Origin of the sequence: Bacillus thuringiensis (assembly GCF_022095615.2) — a bacterium.
Taxonomy (GTDB): Bacteria; Bacillota; Bacilli; order Bacillales; family Bacillaceae_G; genus Bacillus_A; species Bacillus_A cereus_AG.
Genome location: NZ_CP155559.1, coordinates 2183640 through 2199341, shown reverse-complemented (window position 1 = coordinate 2199341; position 15702 = coordinate 2183640). Strand labels below are relative to the sequence as shown.

Genomic DNA, 15702 nt, shown 5'->3' with positions numbered 1-15702 from the left:
CTTCCCTTTTCGTAAGCTAAAAATAAGTGGAAGAATCGGAGTGTGATACGATGGAACGATTATGGATTCCAATGATTGTTACGTTTTTTTCATTCGGTGGATTACTATTAGGCGGTGCTGTTGGCATTGCTACGCGCCAGCTAATTGAGGAAAAAATGCATCGTTTATACGCATTATGTGGCGGTATTTTATTCGGGTTATTATCACTTGAAATTATTCCTGAAACATTTTCAAGCTATGAAATGATTGGGCCTATACTTGGTATAGCCATCGGTATTTTAGTTATGAGCTTATTAGATAACTATTGTCATCACCCAATGATCCATAAAAAAGATCGACAAGCATGGCAAACCTTCCTTTTTCTCTCTTTCGCTATATTTATTCATAATATACCGAGTGGATTTGCGTTAGGTACAGCTTTTATAAATCATAATGACTCTGCCATTCCGTTTTTAATAGCAATTGTCGTTCACCATATTCCAGAAGGTTTAGCATTAATTATCCCCTTTCTCTTTACAAAGCATAAATATATTTCCTTTTTATTAACGACTTTATTACTTTCACTTATTCTCGGTACAGGTACTGTTTTTGGCATTTTGATGGAAGGAAAAGCTCTTCATTTACAAGGACTCATTATGGGAAGCGCTATTGGTTCACTTGGATATGTCACAATTCATGAAATGCTGTGGAAAGCTAAGAAACAGCTCTCTTTCCTGACATTTCTAACGTGGGCAACTAGTGGTTTTTTACTAATAACAGTGTTCGCTTTATTCGCTGGTCATCATTAAAGTTACTAAAGTAAAACTTTTGTTCATCCCACATTGCTTCTTGGCTCGAAAATAGTGGGATAAATTTTCTTTTTTGTATATTTTCCCTTTTTATCCAAAACATAATATTATCTACCTATTATAAGGAGGAACAATTATGTTTGGGAAAACAGCTGGTGAAGCATTAGTTGATTTATTAATTGACTGGGGAGTAGAACACATATACGGTATGCCTGGAGATTCTATCAATTCTATCATTGAAGCTTTAAGAAAAAAACAAGATAAAATTAAATTCATTCAAGTTCGCCATGAAGAAGCTGGTGCATTAGCAGCTGCTGCTTATGCAAAATTAACAGGAAAACTTGGTGTTTGCATGGCAATTGCAGGGCCAGGTGCTATTCATTTATTAAACGGTTTATATGATGCCAAACTCGACAAGGCTCCTGTACTAGCAATTTCAGGTCAAGTAGAAACCGATTTACTCGGGACGGATTTTTTCCAAGAAGTAAACTTAGAAAGATTGTTCGATGATGTTGCGGTTTATAACCAACGCATTATGTCAGCAGAACAGCTACCAGCTGTCGTGAATCAAGCAATTAGAATGGCTTATACGAAAAAAGGTGTATCTGTTCTTACGATTCCAGATGATGTCCCGAAATTCGAAGTGAAAAATGGTGCCCGTGTTACAAATACTTCTTTTACTTCGCCTGAGTTATTTCCACAAAATGAAGATTTAGATGAAGCGAAAATCGCAATAACTGAAGCGAAAAAGCCTGTTATTTTAGCTGGAAAAGGTGCGAAACATGCAAGAGAATCCTTACTTACATTCGCAGAACACATTGGTGCTCCAATCGTACTTACATTACCAGCTAAAGGCATTATTCCTGATGAACATCCACTTTGCATCGGTGGATTAGGATTAATTGGAACGAAACCTTCTTATGAAGCAATGAAACATGCGGATACTTTAATTATGGTTGGTACTTCTTATCCGTTCACTGGTTTCTTACCTGAAAAAGCAAAAACAATCCATATCGATACAGATCCTGCCCAAATCGGAAAACGTTATGCCACAGATATAGGCTTAGCCGGTGATGCTGATAAAACATTAAAATGGTTAATTGAAAATGTAGAAAAACACGAGGACCATTCCTTCTTAGTGCATCATCAAGAAATGATGAAAAAGTGGGAAGAAAAATTACACAATCAAGAAGACGATTCTTCTACTCCAATTAAGCCACAACGCGTTATGCATGCACTGCAACAAGTGGCTCATGATGATGCAATATTATCAGTCGATGTCGGAAATGTAACAGTATGGACTGCAAGACACTTCCGTATGACAAACCAACAATTTATCATTTCTAGCTGGCTCGCAACACTTGGCTGTGGTTTACCTGGTGCCCTTGCTGGAAAAATTGCTTTCCCAGATAAACAAGTATTTGCTGTTTGTGGTGATGGTGGTTTCGGAATGACAATGAACGATTTCGTAACAGCTGTTAAATATAAACTGCCCATCGTTGTTGTCGTTCTAAATAATAATAAGATCGCCATGATTAAATTCGAACAAGAAGTTATGGGGAATATCGAATTTGGTACAGACTTAACAAACCCTGATTTTGCAAAATACGCAGAGGCGTGCGGAGGTATTGGATACCGTGTTGAGAATGTAGATGAACTACTTCCTGCTTTCGAAAGTGCGGTAAAGCAAAATAGACCGTGTATTATTGATGTAGTTGTAGATGCAAACGAAGCACCAATGCCAGCAAAAATCACCTTTGGTCAAGCCGCTGGTTATACGAAGCATATGATAAAAGAATTGTTTGAAGAAGGTAAGATTGATTTACCTCCACTATAAACAAAAAGATAGCTGAAAACGATTTGTCTTCAGCTATCTTTTTTATTTTTGTATTTCTCTATAAAAAGAAAAATCATTCACATTAGTTTGTGTTTGTACTCGTTTCTCTTCCTTTACTTCTTTATCCTTGCTCTTAGGCATTTTTACATTTCCTAGTTTAATCGCATCTTGCATACTATTACTAACTAGATTTCCAGCTAAAATTGTCATACTATAAAAAGCAATTGGTATAAGTACAATCCACGTATGTGTAGTTAAATGGCGGAAGTTTTGACCAATTAGACCCGTCCATTCCTTTGTTACACTATCTGGATCCATTCCACTGAAGGTTATTGTTCCACCAAAAAATAATTGCAATAAACCAAGGTGTAAAAGTAGTAATAAAGTACTTACAAATTGTTGCGCTACTAATAAAAGAAATGATGGTAACATATGCGGCCATATATGGCGCTTCAACCTATGCCACTTACTTCCGCCGAGCACAGTAGCTGCCAACATAAATTCTTCTTTCTTAATACGCTTTACTTCTTGCGCTACATACAACATCACCGTTGGTACAGCAAAGCATACAAGTACTATAATTTGAAATGCCACACGCAAATATAACGGCACAACTTCCGCTCCACTATCAAACGTTAAAACTTCATTTAACATAAAATAAGAAATCATAACCATCGGTACAATACTAAAAGGATCAAAAAAGGATGAAATAACTGGAAAAGAACGTTTACCATACATACCAAGAAGTAAACCAATTCCCCCTCCCACTATAACTCGTAAAATCGCTATAATTATACTCGCTCCAACTGTCCATTTTGCACCTTCTATTATTAATTGAACAAGGTCACGACCTTTCACATCACTTCCAAACCAAAATGTACTTGATGGCGAAAATGGTGCTGCCTCTAGTTCCCCTTTTTCGTTATACATCATCGTAAGTTCACGAATATTCCCATCAAAAAACACCGTATATCCAATACTAACAATCATTAGTACACTCAAAAAAGTAATACCTATCCAAAATCTCACATCTCTTTTTACAACTTGCCACATGTTACACACGCTCCTTTATAACATTTTGTAAAAGCGTATGTAATATACGAAATAGTATAAAAAGCGGTACGTATAATATTACTAGACTCACTGTAAATATTTCTAATTTAGAATTTTCTTTTACAAATACAAACATACCATATGTATTAAATATCCATTCAATAATATATAAATTGGAAAGCATAAATAAAATATTTGTTTTCGCATAATAAATTGTCGTCAATAAAACATTTCTTGAAATATGATGTGTCAAAATATGCCGTAAGCTTAGCCCTTTACTCTTGGCAAACAAACTATATTCCTTCTCTAATTCTTCTTTAAATCGTAATAACAAAAGTTTAATAAACAATAATGTTGTCGGTATTGTAAGACATATAATCGGTAACAAACGTATCCTTTCTTCCCCTAATCCAGCCAGTTTGATCGGCATAAATCCTGTTTTTTGAAACATAATTACGACAAGAAGTTGTGATAATAAAATAAGTAATATATCTGGTATACTCTCAAGCGTAAGAAAAACCCCGTTCCACATTTTCTGTTTTATATGAGAACGCTGCAATACCCAAACGACAAGTATATACGCTATAAGCAAAGATAGTAAAAAAGCTGATAAAAATACAATCATCGTTTCAAAATAATGAATCCATATTTGCGGAAATAATTTTCTTGAGTCTCGAAATCCATATGTTATTTCACTCGGTTGCAATAACTTTCCTCCGAGAAATACAATCGTGTTCCAAAAACCGATTAAATCAATTTGCAATCCCTTAAATAAACGCGGTAGCGCACCTAGGCAGATTATACATAAAATTGCAGCTACTAGTTGTAAACAAGTGACGCCACACCACTTAGCAATTCGCATCAACATAACAATTTCTCCTTACCATCCGATAGAATATTCAGAAATCAAAAACCACATATATTACATCTCTTCAGCTATACTTTGCACGCGTTTCTTCCCACTAGGTAAAATGGCTTGATATAAACACGTAACAAAAAATAATAAACCAAATAAAATAATATACAATGTATCTGCACGAATCCATTTCGGGAACAACATCGCTATCGCACCGAGAGATAACAGCTGGAATCCTGTCGTTAATGGACTAAGTAAACTTTGAACACGTCCCATGAATGATTCTTCTACAATTTCATACATCCAGCCCATGATTGCAACATTAATAAACGGTAAAAAGAAAGTCGCAAAAGCGATACATACATAAAAAGACCATACGTAATTTACAAAGTAACACATACCGAAGAAGACTCCTGAGCCTGCCATACCAAAAACAATAATAGATTTTGGTGCATATTTCTTACCTATACTCGTTGCTACTATGCTTCCAATTAGTAATGAAATCCCTCCCACTACACCGCCCACCATCGCTAAACTTTCATACGTTGCTGGTGCTAATTTGTATTTTAATATGTAAGTAGTGGATACACTTAAAATACCATTTAATAGTCCAAATACGATAAATCCTAAAAGTAATTTTTTTAAAGTGTCATTTTGATATATATACTTGATCCCTTCTTGAAACTCTGTTATTAACATCTTCAAATTAACTTCTTTCCATTTTGTTCTACCATTTGGTAAACGAACTTTTTCTGAAATGGAGATCGTTTGAATCAAAATACCACTCATAATAAAAGTGAGCGTATTTACTAAAATGCTCCCGTATATTCCAAAAGTCCAATACACCATCGTTGCAATTCCTACACCAAACAAAGCATATAAACTATTTACCATTTGATTCACACCTGCTGCTGCACCGTACTGGTCTGATTCAACTACTCCCTGTATCATCGACTGTTCTGATGGAGAGAAAAATTGTATACATGCATTTTCCAAAAATAAAAATATAAAGACGAGTATAATCATCCCGTAATAAAGCGAAATTAGAATTCCGATATTACAGAGCGAACAACATATATTACTTACCGTACAAATACGCTGTCTATCAAAACGATCCACTACTGTCCCTACTAATAGAAAAAAGATTAATGCAGGTAATGCCATCATAATTTGTGTCATCGTTGCGTAAACTGGTTGTTTTCCGTATTGATCAAGCAAGTAAAACATTAAAGAAACTCCAGCAATCATAGAACCGAGTCGTTCTAAAATATTTGCTAGAAAAAAACGTGCATACACTTTGTTGCGAAATAACTGTAGCATTTCTTTCATCCTTCGTATCCTTTCTCTCGACAAAATTTTATTATTCTAGTCATTTCTCGGAAGTTATATTATATTTTTCGACTATTATCCAATCTTTTCCTTCTATATAGAGAACATGATAAAAAGACTCTTGTCTTTTATACAAGAGTCTTTTTATTTAACTTCGCTTCATGTAATGATATGTTGCTGAGATTTTTTACGTCTCGCTAACTTTTTTAATTCTCTAAAATTCGGATACACTTCTTAACTTTCAGCTATAAAAACCCTTAATATTTTCTTAATTTTCAATACGCTAATAATAGGAAGGTTTGGTCACAATGTATTATAAATAAAAAAGCCCTTGTTTTCTAAACAAGGACTCTTTTCTTAAACTATTTCGCTACTTCTTCTTTCGGCATTACCATACCTTTATAAAGTTGAACAGTAATCCAGTAATAGATGAAATAAATGACTAAGAAGATTCCTATTGGCACCCACACTTTTACAAACGGGTCAACTAATATAAAACTGAATAAGTTAAGCCCTACTAACACGTGGGAAATTCCAATAATTGCTGGGAAGATAAATAAATATGAAATCTCTTTATAAATACTTTTCGTTAACATACTACGTCTTACACCGATTTTTCGTAACATTTCATAACGGCGTACATCACGAGAAGCACCTGTTAATATTTTGAACATAAGCGAACTTGCCATCATTGCTAAAAAGGCAATTCCGAGGAAGAATCCCATAAACATTGTTCCACTCATGAAACTGTTCATAAACTGATAAATTGTCATTTTTGTATACAGTTCTACTTTTGCGCCTGTTGTTTTTTCAATTAATTCTTTTTGTCTCTTATCTATATCGAGCAACAACGGTTTATATTTTTTCATATCGTCTACTTTTGCTAATGTTACACTATGTTCCGTTCCTTGAACGGCTTTGTAGTGTTCTTCATCAGCAATTCTTACAGGTTTTCCGTTAAATTGATTATGTGTAATTTGTATTTCTCTTACAACCGCATCTTCCCAATCCCTTGGCATACGAGGAAATTTATTGGCTGCTTCGGGAGCTTCCAAAGCAGAATAAACAGGTTCAGTTAAAGGCTCAGCCACACGTTTACGAGCAGGCTCTTTTAAAGTTTTTGTATCAAAGTGATCGGAAACGAGTGGTGGTTTCGCAGTTAAGTCGTTACGTAAATAATACACCGCTTCTCCATCTACTTTATACTTATACTTGCTTTCTTCCACAATCTCCATTTCTTTTAAGGCCGCTGTATCTTGATCATTTGGATCATGAATTACGACATCATATACACGAGAAAAGTCTGTCATAATACCGACATTTTTTTGAAATGCCATCCCTGCCGTCATCGCACCTGCGCCTAATGCAATTAACATCGCTACCGTACCTAATACTCTCGATAAACTATTTACACGAAAGCGTAGCTGTGCATATGTAAAACTATTTAAGCCCATTTCATTTCGTTTTTTATTCCCTTTAATTTTCATCACAAAAAATGGGAGCAATGAACTAAAGATAAAATATGTTCCAAGTGTTGTAACGATTGTCGCTATTATAAAACCGATTTCAGCAAACATTTTTATATTTATCATAAAGTAGTATCCTGTACTTACTAGTAATACACCAAGTACAGTCATTACAATAATGCGAGTTTTACTTTTCTTCACTTCATCTAGTGTTTCATCTTCACGAATCAACTCTAGTTCTGTTTTACGTAATAACCGGATGCTATTCATCAAACCAGTAATAAAAAATAGTATTAAGAAGAAAATAGCTGTAACTAAAATTGCTGGTGTATATACAGATGAATAACTACCTTTTGCTGAAATTTCCATACCATTCATTAAAAAGTTTCCTGCTACACTTGCAAGTAACATCCCTACTAAGATCCCAATAATAATACTGACAATACCCATACCGAATGTTTCAATAAATAATAACTGTGCTACTTTTTTCTTTTTCGCACCGAGCATCATGTACATTCCAAGTTCTTTTCTTCTTAATGTGAGTAAGAAAGAATTGGCATATATAATATAAAATACAGTAATGAAAGATAATAGTATTGCCCCTACCCAGAATACGAGTCTAATACTACTAATAAGACTATTATCCTTCGTAAATTCACTATTCATCGCCATCGTTTGGAACATGTAGAAGATACTAATACTAATAACGAGACCAATAAGTAAAACCATATAATCTTTTAACATCTTTTTCATACTATGACGTGATAATTTGAATAACATAGTCTCGCCCCCCTACTTAGACTCAGCAGCTGAGCCCATATGAGCGAGCACACCTAAAATATCTTGATAGAAACTTTCCCGCGTTCCTTGGCGCTTTAACTCTTTATAAAGAAGACCATCTTGAATAAATAAAATACGTTCACAATAACTCGCACTAAATGCATCATGCGTTACCATTAAAATACTTACATTGTGATTTTCATGTAAATCTTGCATTGCTTCTAATAGGCTTTTTGCATTTTTACTATCAAGCGCTCCTGTCGGTTCATCTGCTAATACGATTGCTGGATTATGTACTAAAGCTCGTGCTGCCGCTGTTCTTTGCTTTTGTCCACCAGAAACAGCAGTTGGATATTTCGTTAAAATTTCAGTAATCCCTAATTTCTTCGCAACCTCATTCACCTTTCCAGTAATCTCACTTGAAGGTACGCCTTGCAGAGAAAGCGGTAAAGCGATATTTTCATAAATTGATAAGTTTTCTAGTAAGTTAAAATCTTGAAAGATGAACCCTAATTTTTGAGATCGAAAATCTGATAATGCATTCCCCTTCATAGAAGTAATATTTGTACCAGCTATTGTCACACTGCCACCCGTTGCTTGATCTAATGTACTAATCACATTAAGTAAAGTCGTTTTTCCAGATCCAGAAGGACCCATGATCCCGACAAACTCCCCTTCTTTAATACTTAATGACACACCCCTTAATGCCTTTGACTGATTCTCATTTCTTTTCCCATACGTTTTTTCTACACTTTCTACAGTAACTACATTTGTTGACATCTCTTTCACTCCATCCCTTTTGTATACAATTAATTTCTCACATATTTCTTATCTTTTTCTCATGTAAATCCTTAAGAATTTTTTAATTTTTCAATCAGAAAAGATTACATGAGTTATGTAAACCTTTTTCCTATTTCATATTCTCACTTTTCTACAACTCGTTCCTTCGATTTCGCTTACATTTACCTTACATTTTTGTAAGGTAAAAAAACACACACCATTTTGAATTGGTGTGTGTTTTTTAAAACTTTATTTCCGATTATTTATTTCCTCTTTCATACTTTCCACAAACATATCTAGTTCAATTACATCTGATTTTTCTTCCCCATATTTACGTACATTTACAGATCCGTTCTCCATTTCCTTATCCCCAATAACAAGAACATAAGGAACTTTTTGCATTTGTGCTTCTCTTATTTTATATCCTAACTTTTCATCTCGAACATCTCGTTCCACACGAGCACCAGCTTGTGCTAATTTATCTGCAACTTCATCTGCATATTGTACATGGACTGCATTCGAAACTGGAATGACTTTCACTTGAACTGGTGCTACCCATGCCGGGAACGCACCTCCAAAGTGCTCAATTAATATTGCTAAGAAACGATCTAAAGATCCTAATACTGCTCGGTGAATGACAACTGGTCTTTTCTTTTCATTCTTCTCATCTATATAATTTAAATCAAACTTCTCTGGCATTTGGAAATCTAGCTGAATTGTTCCGCACTGATGACTTCTATTTAAAGCGTCTTTAATATGAAAATCTATTTTCGGTCCGTAAAATGCACCGTCACCTTCATTTAGTCTATATTTATAATTCAATGAATGTAATACATTTTCTAATGCTGCTTCTGCTTGCTCCCATAACTTATCATCACCCATTGAATCTTCTGGACGAGTAGAAAGTTCTACTTCATATTCGAATCCAAAAGTTTTATAAACGTAATCAATTTGCGCCATTACGGATTTAATTTCATCTTCAATTTGTTCTGGAGTTACAAATAAATGAGCATCATCTTGGCAGAAAGTACGTACTCTTAATAATCCGTTTAATGCCCCGCTAAATTCGTGTCGGTGTACTTGACCGAACTCACACATACGAATTGGCAATTCGCGATAAGAGTGTAATTTATTTTTAAACATTAGCATATGACCAGGACAATTCATCGGTTTTAATGCAAAGCTTTTATTGTCTACCTCTGAGAAATACATGTTATCCTTGTAATGTCCCCAGTGCCCTGATTTCTCCCATAATTCTTGGTTCATCATAAACGGAGTACGTACTTCTTGATACTTATACTCTTTTTGAATTTCTCTTAAAAATGCTTCTAATTCATTTCGGATAATCTGTCCTTTCGGTAAATAAAATGGCATTCCCGGAGCCTCTTCTGAAAACATAAATAACTCTAGCTCACTACCTAGCTTACGATGATTTCTTTTTGCTGCTTCTTCAACGAAATGTAAATACTCTTCTAATTCTTTTTGAGAAGAGAACGCAACGCCATATATACGCTGAAGCACTTGATTGTTACTATCACCTCGCCAATATGCACCAGAAACGTGAGTTAATTGGAAGGCTTTCAAATAGCCTGTTGACGGTAAATGTGGTCCTCTACATAAATCTACAAATTCACCTTGTTTATATAGTGTTACACTTTCCTCACTAGGAATTGCTTCTAACAATTCTAATTTCAGGTGATCATTCATTTCTTGAAACAGTTTTTTCGCCTCTTCTCTTGAGACTTCAACTCGTTCTATTTTTACATTTTCATTTATAATTTTTTTCATTTCTTTTTCGATTTTCGGTAAATCTTCTACGTTCACACTACTCGGAAGATCCATATCATAATAAAATCCATTTTCAATAACAGGCCCTACACCAAGGTTTACATTACCATACATTCTCTTTACAGCTTGCGCTAAAATATGTGCCGCGGAATGCCTTGCAATCTCTGCCCCTTCGTCTGAATCTAGAGTAATGATTTCTACTTTCGCATTATTTTCAATGTTTCGGCGTAAATCAAATAACTGATCATTTACTTTCCCCTCGACTGCTTTCTTTTTTAAACTACTGCTAATGGATCCAGCAATTTCTTCTAAAGTAATTCCTTTGACAAATTCTTTAAGACTACCATCTGGAAATTTAATTTCAATCATCTGTTCTTTCATTTTTCATCTCTCCATTTCATAATAAAAAGCACACTCATCCCTAAAATAGGGACGAGTGTGCTTTTACCCGTGGTTCCACCCAGATTCCCATCACAAAAAACATAATGGCTTCTTTTACGGTAACGTCGTTTACACGGCACTAGATACTTAATTTCCCTAGTGCAGCTCTAAGGTGGTAAGTTATTTTTCTGCGTTAGGAAGTTCTCAGCTTTCCTTCCTTCTCTGTATAACCGGGTAAAATAACTCGTGTCCTTTTCTTCGCTTATTATGAAATTGAATGCAAAAAAGCATATTCATCCCTAAAAATTAGGGACGAATATGCTTATATTCGTGGTTCCACCCAGATTCCCATCACAAAAAACATAATGGCTTCTTTTGCGATAACGTCGCTTACACGGCACTAGATACTTAATTTCCCTAGTGCAGCTCTAAGGTGGTAAGTTATTTTTCTGCGTTAGGAAGTTCTCAGCTTTCCTTCCTTCTCTGTATAACCGGATAAAATAACTCGTGTCCTTTTCTTTGCTTTTATAAGTACATCCATTTATTGTTATTTACTATATCTTATTCATTTTATTTTTGCAAGTGTTAAAAAAAGATTTTTTATTAAATAAAAAAGAAACCAAAAATAGATTTTTGGTTTCCCTTTCTCAATTTTACCAATCTTGTGGTTCGTAATTTAAGTCTGAAAATAGACGTCGTTTCTCTTTCTTCGATAAATCTCTCCACTGTCCCACAGGTAAATTATTCAATTCAATATTCATAATTCTCGTACGTTTTAACGTGTATACTTGATAACCTAAAGCTTCACACATACGACGAATTTGGCGATTTAGCCCTTGCGTTAAAATAATGTTGAACTCATATTTTGATAACTGTGTGATCTCACAAGGAAGCGTTTTTGTTCCTAAAATTTTCACACCAGCTGCCATTTTTTCTAAGAAATCAGGTGTAATTGGCTTATCTACTGAAACGATATATTCTTTCTCATGTTTGTTTTCAGCACGTAAAATTTCATTAACGATATCACCATCATTCGTTAACAAAATTAAACCGTCTGAGTCTTTATCAAGACGTCCAATATGGCTAATTCGTAAAGGATGGTTCACTAAATCGATAATGTTACCTTTTACAGCTTTTTCACTCGTACATGTAATACCTACTGGTTTATTTAAAGCAATATATACGTGATCTCGAGCAATACGAAGTTGCTCTCCATTTACGCGCACATCATCACCTGGATTTACTTGGTCACCAATTTTTGCAACCTTACCGTTAATAATTACTCTTCTCTCATTAATTAATTTATCTGCTCCACGTCGAGACGCTTTTCCAGCTTCACTAATAAATTTATTGATACGCAAATTAGGCACATCCTTTTCTAAAAAAAATTCAAGCTCACACTGCTTCTACCGTACAATACAAAAGGGTAAGCCTTCTATTATAACTTAAATATATTAACATGAAAGGGTATATAACGTCTTCTATTAATTACTCGTTTATAAGAAAATATCTTTATTATACATTCATTTATGCACGTTTTGTACACTTAATATACAAACCACTCTTCCTTACATACAGCTTGTTTACCTCTTATATTTTCTAAATCCTCATGAATATTAGCTAGTTTATACAGCTCAGGGAGAATCTCTTCTACATAATTTTGATGTGCCATTTCATCTTTCCAATAAGTTAACACTATGTAACGATTTCCAGTTTTTAAAGATTTCCCAATAACTCCAGCTAGCATCCCTTTTGCTTTTTCCATCCCTTTATTCCAAATTGTTTCTTGTTTATGTAAAAACTGCTTTTCCATTCCCCCCATTACATCACATATAGCAACTCTTACGAATGATCCTTCTTTAACAACGTCTTTCAAAGGCAAATCATTTATATCATACAACGTTTGAAATAATTCAATTTCACATGAAAGAAACGTATCCTTTTGATTACTATTTACATAAATGGTATCGTGAGCACCATTCATAAATGATTGATATGCATTTTGATCTTCCCATAAAGTAAATACACATGCCTCATCTTCATTCCATCCACCCAATTGTCCATGAAATCCATCTAAATGCTGTATATCACGCCATTTTTCTTGTGCCATTGAAAATAACTCTTTTTTCTCTTCTTCTACCTTACAGTATATTGTTTTTAGTAACATTTTTAGTTCCTCCTTAGGATATAATTTATCTTCCACTTACAACCTTTAGTTTACATAATATTTTTATAGTCTCTTCAGTGCTCCTTATCTACATATAGAACGAATCATATTTATTACTACATATATCAAACCATCTATCTGATTATATTTCAAATAATTCAGAATCAAAAGAAAAGATGTAATCCGTAACGAATTACATCTTTATCTTATCTCCCTTATTCACCTTTTGCTCAAATAAATAATACGCTAGTTCTCTCGGATAATGTATTACAGTTACATTCCTCTCCCCTTTTTTGAAACTAACAGTATGCCCATTTTCCCCTGAATTCTCCCATCCACTTGCCTTTGTAATAGGTATTACACTTATGTATTTATAATCTGCTTCCTTATCATCGTTAATATGGATTGCTGACATTGGTACTGGAAAATCTTCAATTTTAGATTCTTTGTCCAAATATATGAGTGCAAATAAGCCAACTAATAACATAGCCATTGAAATATTTGAAACTAGTTATTATTTTAAAATAAAAAAAGATTGCAATTCACATTTTGACTGACTATAATATTTTTATTGATTTACAATCAATATTTTTATAAATTTTATAATTCGGATGAACCATTCAGGAGAAGGTCTATTGATCTACCGACGGGGCAAAAAGTTGCTGAATCAACTTTGAAACTCTCAGGTCTTGGTTACAAGTAGAACTGCATGGGGACGAATCTCTGGAGAGACTCCCTCTCGCTTTATGTAGCGCGGAGGAAAACGAGCACCGAAGGAGCAAATCCGCTACTATAGCGGATAATCTCTCAGGTAAAAGGACAGAGACAAGCGAAAGAAAAAGCCGATTTGTATCGGTTTATTTTTCTATCCCTTGTTTCTCCAGAGACCATTTCATTTACTTGAAGTGGTTTTTATTTTTTCTAAAAAAGGAGAATACAGATGGAAACAGTAAGTACAGTATTAGAACAAATCAATCACTATGTGTGGGGATTACCAACGTTGTTGTTACTCGTTGGTACTGGTATCATTCTCACAGTGCGTTTAAAGGGTTTACAGTTTAGTAAACTATTATACGCTCACAAACTAGCATTTAAAAAATCAGAAGATACATCTTCCTCTGGAGATATTAGCCACTTCCAAGCACTTATGACAGCTATGGCAGCAACGATTGGTATGGGAAATATAGCCGGTGTTGCAACTGCGGTGACAATCGGTGGACCCGGTGCAATCTTTTGGATGTGGATTACTGCGTTGTTCGGTATGGCAACAAAGTATGCTGAAGCAATTCTTGCGGTGAAATACCGTGTTAGTAATGAAAATGGTGAATATTCAGGTGGACCAATGTACTATTTAGAACGTGGTTTAGGTAAGAAATGGCTTGCTGTTTTATTCGCCATATTCGGTACAACTGCTTCTTTCGGTATCGGTAATATGGTGCAATCTAACTCAGTTGCAGAGGCAATGCGAATTAATTTCTCTTTCCCTCCTGCTCTAACTGGTATATTCATGTCGTTTTTAATCGCTATTGTTATTTTAGGCGGTGTGAAAAAAATTGGGAAAGTGACAGGATATATCGTTCCTATTAAAGCTTTCTTTTATATCAATGCTGGTCTTATTATTATTTTCTATCACTATGATCAAATTCCAGAAGCATTCTCACTTATTTTTTCTGGCGCATTTACTGGTACTGCAGCTGCTGGTGGTTTTATTGGCGCAACAGTTGCATCAGCTATTCAAATCGGAATGGCGCGCGGTGTATTTGCGAACGAAGCTGGTTTAGGGAGTGCCCCTATTGCCGCAGCTGCCGCAAAAACTGATTCACCTGCAAAGCAAGCTTTAGTTTCTATGACTGGTACTTTTCTAGATACGTTTATTGTATGTACCATTACAGGGCTAGTATTAATTACTACAGGTGCATGGAAGTCAGGAAAAACCGGCGTTGAAGCAACAACACTTGCGTTCCAATCTGTATTTGGCACTGCTGGTAGTATGATTCTTGGTATCGCAATTATATTATTTGCCTACTCTACTATTTTAGGATGGTCGTATTACGGCGAGAAATGCGTGGCTTATTTATTTGGAGAAGGTGCTGTTAAATATTATAAAGCAATCTTTATCGTCATGATTGCTGTTGGGGCTAATTTAAAACTAGGTATTGTATGGACATTTGCTGATATTGCAAATGGACTTATGGCGATTCCAAACTTAATAGGGCTAATTGGTTTAAGTGGCATAGTTGTTGCTGAAACGAATCGCTTTTTACAAGCAGAGAAATTGAAAGAAAATAATAAAAAACAGGCAAGTTAATCTATGAAAACAGGAATGACTCATACATGATGAGCATTCCTTTTTTTATCCCCTCTTTTACTTAATTACTATCATTAAAAATATATTTATATCAATGTTTACTCCTTTTTATTCCTCCAAAAGTTTTTCACATAAATGTCATAAATCGTATGGTCTAACTATATAGTTG

At 34.7% G+C, this 15702-nt stretch carries 12 protein-coding genes, 1 riboswitch and 2 other annotated features; of the genes, 3 read left to right on the top strand and 9 right to left on the bottom strand.

Translation table 11 applies throughout. The annotated features are described in order from the left end of the window. Positions 1 to 50 precede the first annotated feature (50 nt). Positions 51 to 788, top strand: coding sequence for a ZIP family metal transporter (locus tag KZZ19_RS11275; RefSeq protein ID WP_237981086.1), 738 nt, complete (start codon positions 51 to 53; stop codon positions 786 to 788). Between the two features lie 136 nt (positions 789 to 924). Then, a complete protein-coding gene (locus KZZ19_RS11270; protein ID WP_237981085.1) occupies positions 925 to 2625 on the top strand; it encodes a pyruvate oxidase in 1701 nt (566 codons plus the stop codon). A 42-nt stretch (positions 2626 to 2667) separates the two neighbouring features. Here the strand turns inward: KZZ19_RS11270 and KZZ19_RS11265 are convergent, their stop codons facing one another. The 9 genes from KZZ19_RS11265 to KZZ19_RS11225 form a co-directional block, all read right to left on the bottom strand. After that, on the bottom strand, positions 2668 to 3678 hold the full coding sequence (locus KZZ19_RS11265; protein WP_237981084.1) for an ABC transporter permease subunit: 1011 nt from the start codon (positions 3676 to 3678) through the stop codon (positions 2668 to 2670). A 1-nt stretch (position 3679) separates the two neighbouring features. Beyond that, entirely contained in the window at positions 3680 to 4546 is an 867-nt protein-coding gene (locus KZZ19_RS11260; protein WP_237981083.1) for an ABC transporter permease subunit, read from the bottom strand. A gap of 54 nt (positions 4547 to 4600) precedes the next feature. After that, entirely contained in the window at positions 4601 to 5872 is a 1272-nt protein-coding gene (locus KZZ19_RS11255; protein ID WP_400787589.1) for an MFS transporter, read from the bottom strand. 353 nt (positions 5873 to 6225) lie between these two features. Beyond that, positions 6226 to 8109, bottom strand: a complete 1884-nt coding sequence (locus tag KZZ19_RS11250) for an FtsX-like permease family protein (protein ID WP_088096387.1) — start codon at positions 8107 to 8109, stop codon at positions 6226 to 6228. Between the two features lie 12 nt (positions 8110 to 8121). Then, entirely contained in the window at positions 8122 to 8889 is a 768-nt protein-coding gene (locus KZZ19_RS11245; protein ID WP_000106430.1) for an ABC transporter ATP-binding protein, read from the bottom strand. A gap of 249 nt (positions 8890 to 9138) precedes the next feature. Next, entirely contained in the window at positions 9139 to 11058 is a 1920-nt protein-coding gene (gene thrS / locus KZZ19_RS11240) for a threonine--tRNA ligase (protein ID WP_237981081.1), read from the bottom strand. A 44-nt stretch (positions 11059 to 11102) separates the two neighbouring features. Continuing rightward, positions 11103 to 11326: a binding site (T-box leader), on the bottom strand. A 37-nt stretch (positions 11327 to 11363) separates the two neighbouring features. Beyond that, positions 11364 to 11587 (bottom strand) — a binding site (T-box leader). A 124-nt stretch (positions 11588 to 11711) separates the two neighbouring features. Beyond that, the gene (locus tag KZZ19_RS11235; RefSeq protein ID WP_001222159.1) at positions 11712 to 12419 is read right to left on the bottom strand and encodes a pseudouridine synthase; all 708 of its coding nucleotides are present in this window, start codon (positions 12417 to 12419) and stop codon (positions 11712 to 11714) included. 185 nt (positions 12420 to 12604) lie between these two features. Further along, positions 12605 to 13225 carry a YdbC family protein gene (locus KZZ19_RS11230; RefSeq protein WP_088096385.1) on the bottom strand — a complete coding sequence of 207 codons (621 nt, stop codon included), beginning with the start codon at positions 13223 to 13225 and terminating at the stop codon, positions 12605 to 12607. Positions 13226 to 13418: 193 nt separating this feature from the next. Beyond that, positions 13419 to 13718 (bottom strand): hypothetical protein, encoded by a 300-nt coding sequence (locus tag KZZ19_RS11225; RefSeq protein ID WP_237981080.1) that lies wholly within the window; start codon positions 13716 to 13718, stop codon positions 13419 to 13421. Between the two features lie 220 nt (positions 13719 to 13938). Beyond that, positions 13939 to 14058, top strand: a riboswitch (glycine riboswitch). A gap of 107 nt (positions 14059 to 14165) precedes the next feature. On the opposite strand from KZZ19_RS11225, the gene KZZ19_RS11220 reads away from it, so the two are divergent. Beyond that, the gene (locus KZZ19_RS11220) at positions 14166 to 15533 is read left to right on the top strand and encodes an alanine/glycine:cation symporter family protein (protein WP_237981079.1); all 1368 of its coding nucleotides are present in this window, start codon (positions 14166 to 14168) and stop codon (positions 15531 to 15533) included. The last annotated feature ends 169 nt before the right edge of the window (positions 15534 to 15702 follow it).

Bases quoted from the DNA above. Each gene is read 5' to 3' on its own strand.
- KZZ19_RS11275 (WP_237981086.1), top strand. From the start codon at position 51: ATGGAACGATTATGGATTCCAATGATTGTTACGTTTTTTTCATTCGGT.
- KZZ19_RS11270 (WP_237981085.1), top strand. From the start codon at position 925: ATGTTTGGGAAAACAGCTGGTGAAGCATTAGTTGATTTATTAATTGAC.
- KZZ19_RS11265 (WP_237981084.1), bottom strand. From the start codon at position 3,678: ATGTGGCAAGTTGTAAAAAGAGATGTGAGATTTTGGATAGGTATTACT.
- KZZ19_RS11260 (WP_237981083.1), bottom strand. From the start codon at position 4,546: ATGTTGATGCGAATTGCTAAGTGGTGTGGCGTCACTTGTTTACAACTA.
- KZZ19_RS11250 (WP_088096387.1), bottom strand. From the start codon at position 8,109: ATGTTATTCAAATTATCACGTCATAGTATGAAAAAGATGTTAAAAGAT.
- KZZ19_RS11245 (WP_000106430.1), bottom strand. From the start codon at position 8,889: ATGTCAACAAATGTAGTTACTGTAGAAAGTGTAGAAAAAACGTATGGG.
- thrS (WP_237981081.1), bottom strand. From the start codon at position 11,058: ATGAAAGAACAGATGATTGAAATTAAATTTCCAGATGGTAGTCTTAAA.
- KZZ19_RS11230 (WP_088096385.1), bottom strand. From the start codon at position 13,225: ATGTTACTAAAAACAATATACTGTAAGGTAGAAGAAGAGAAAAAAGAG.
- KZZ19_RS11225 (WP_237981080.1), bottom strand. From the start codon at position 13,718: ATGGCTATGTTATTAGTTGGCTTATTTGCACTCATATATTTGGACAAA.
- KZZ19_RS11220 (WP_237981079.1), top strand. From the start codon at position 14,166: ATGGAAACAGTAAGTACAGTATTAGAACAAATCAATCACTATGTGTGG.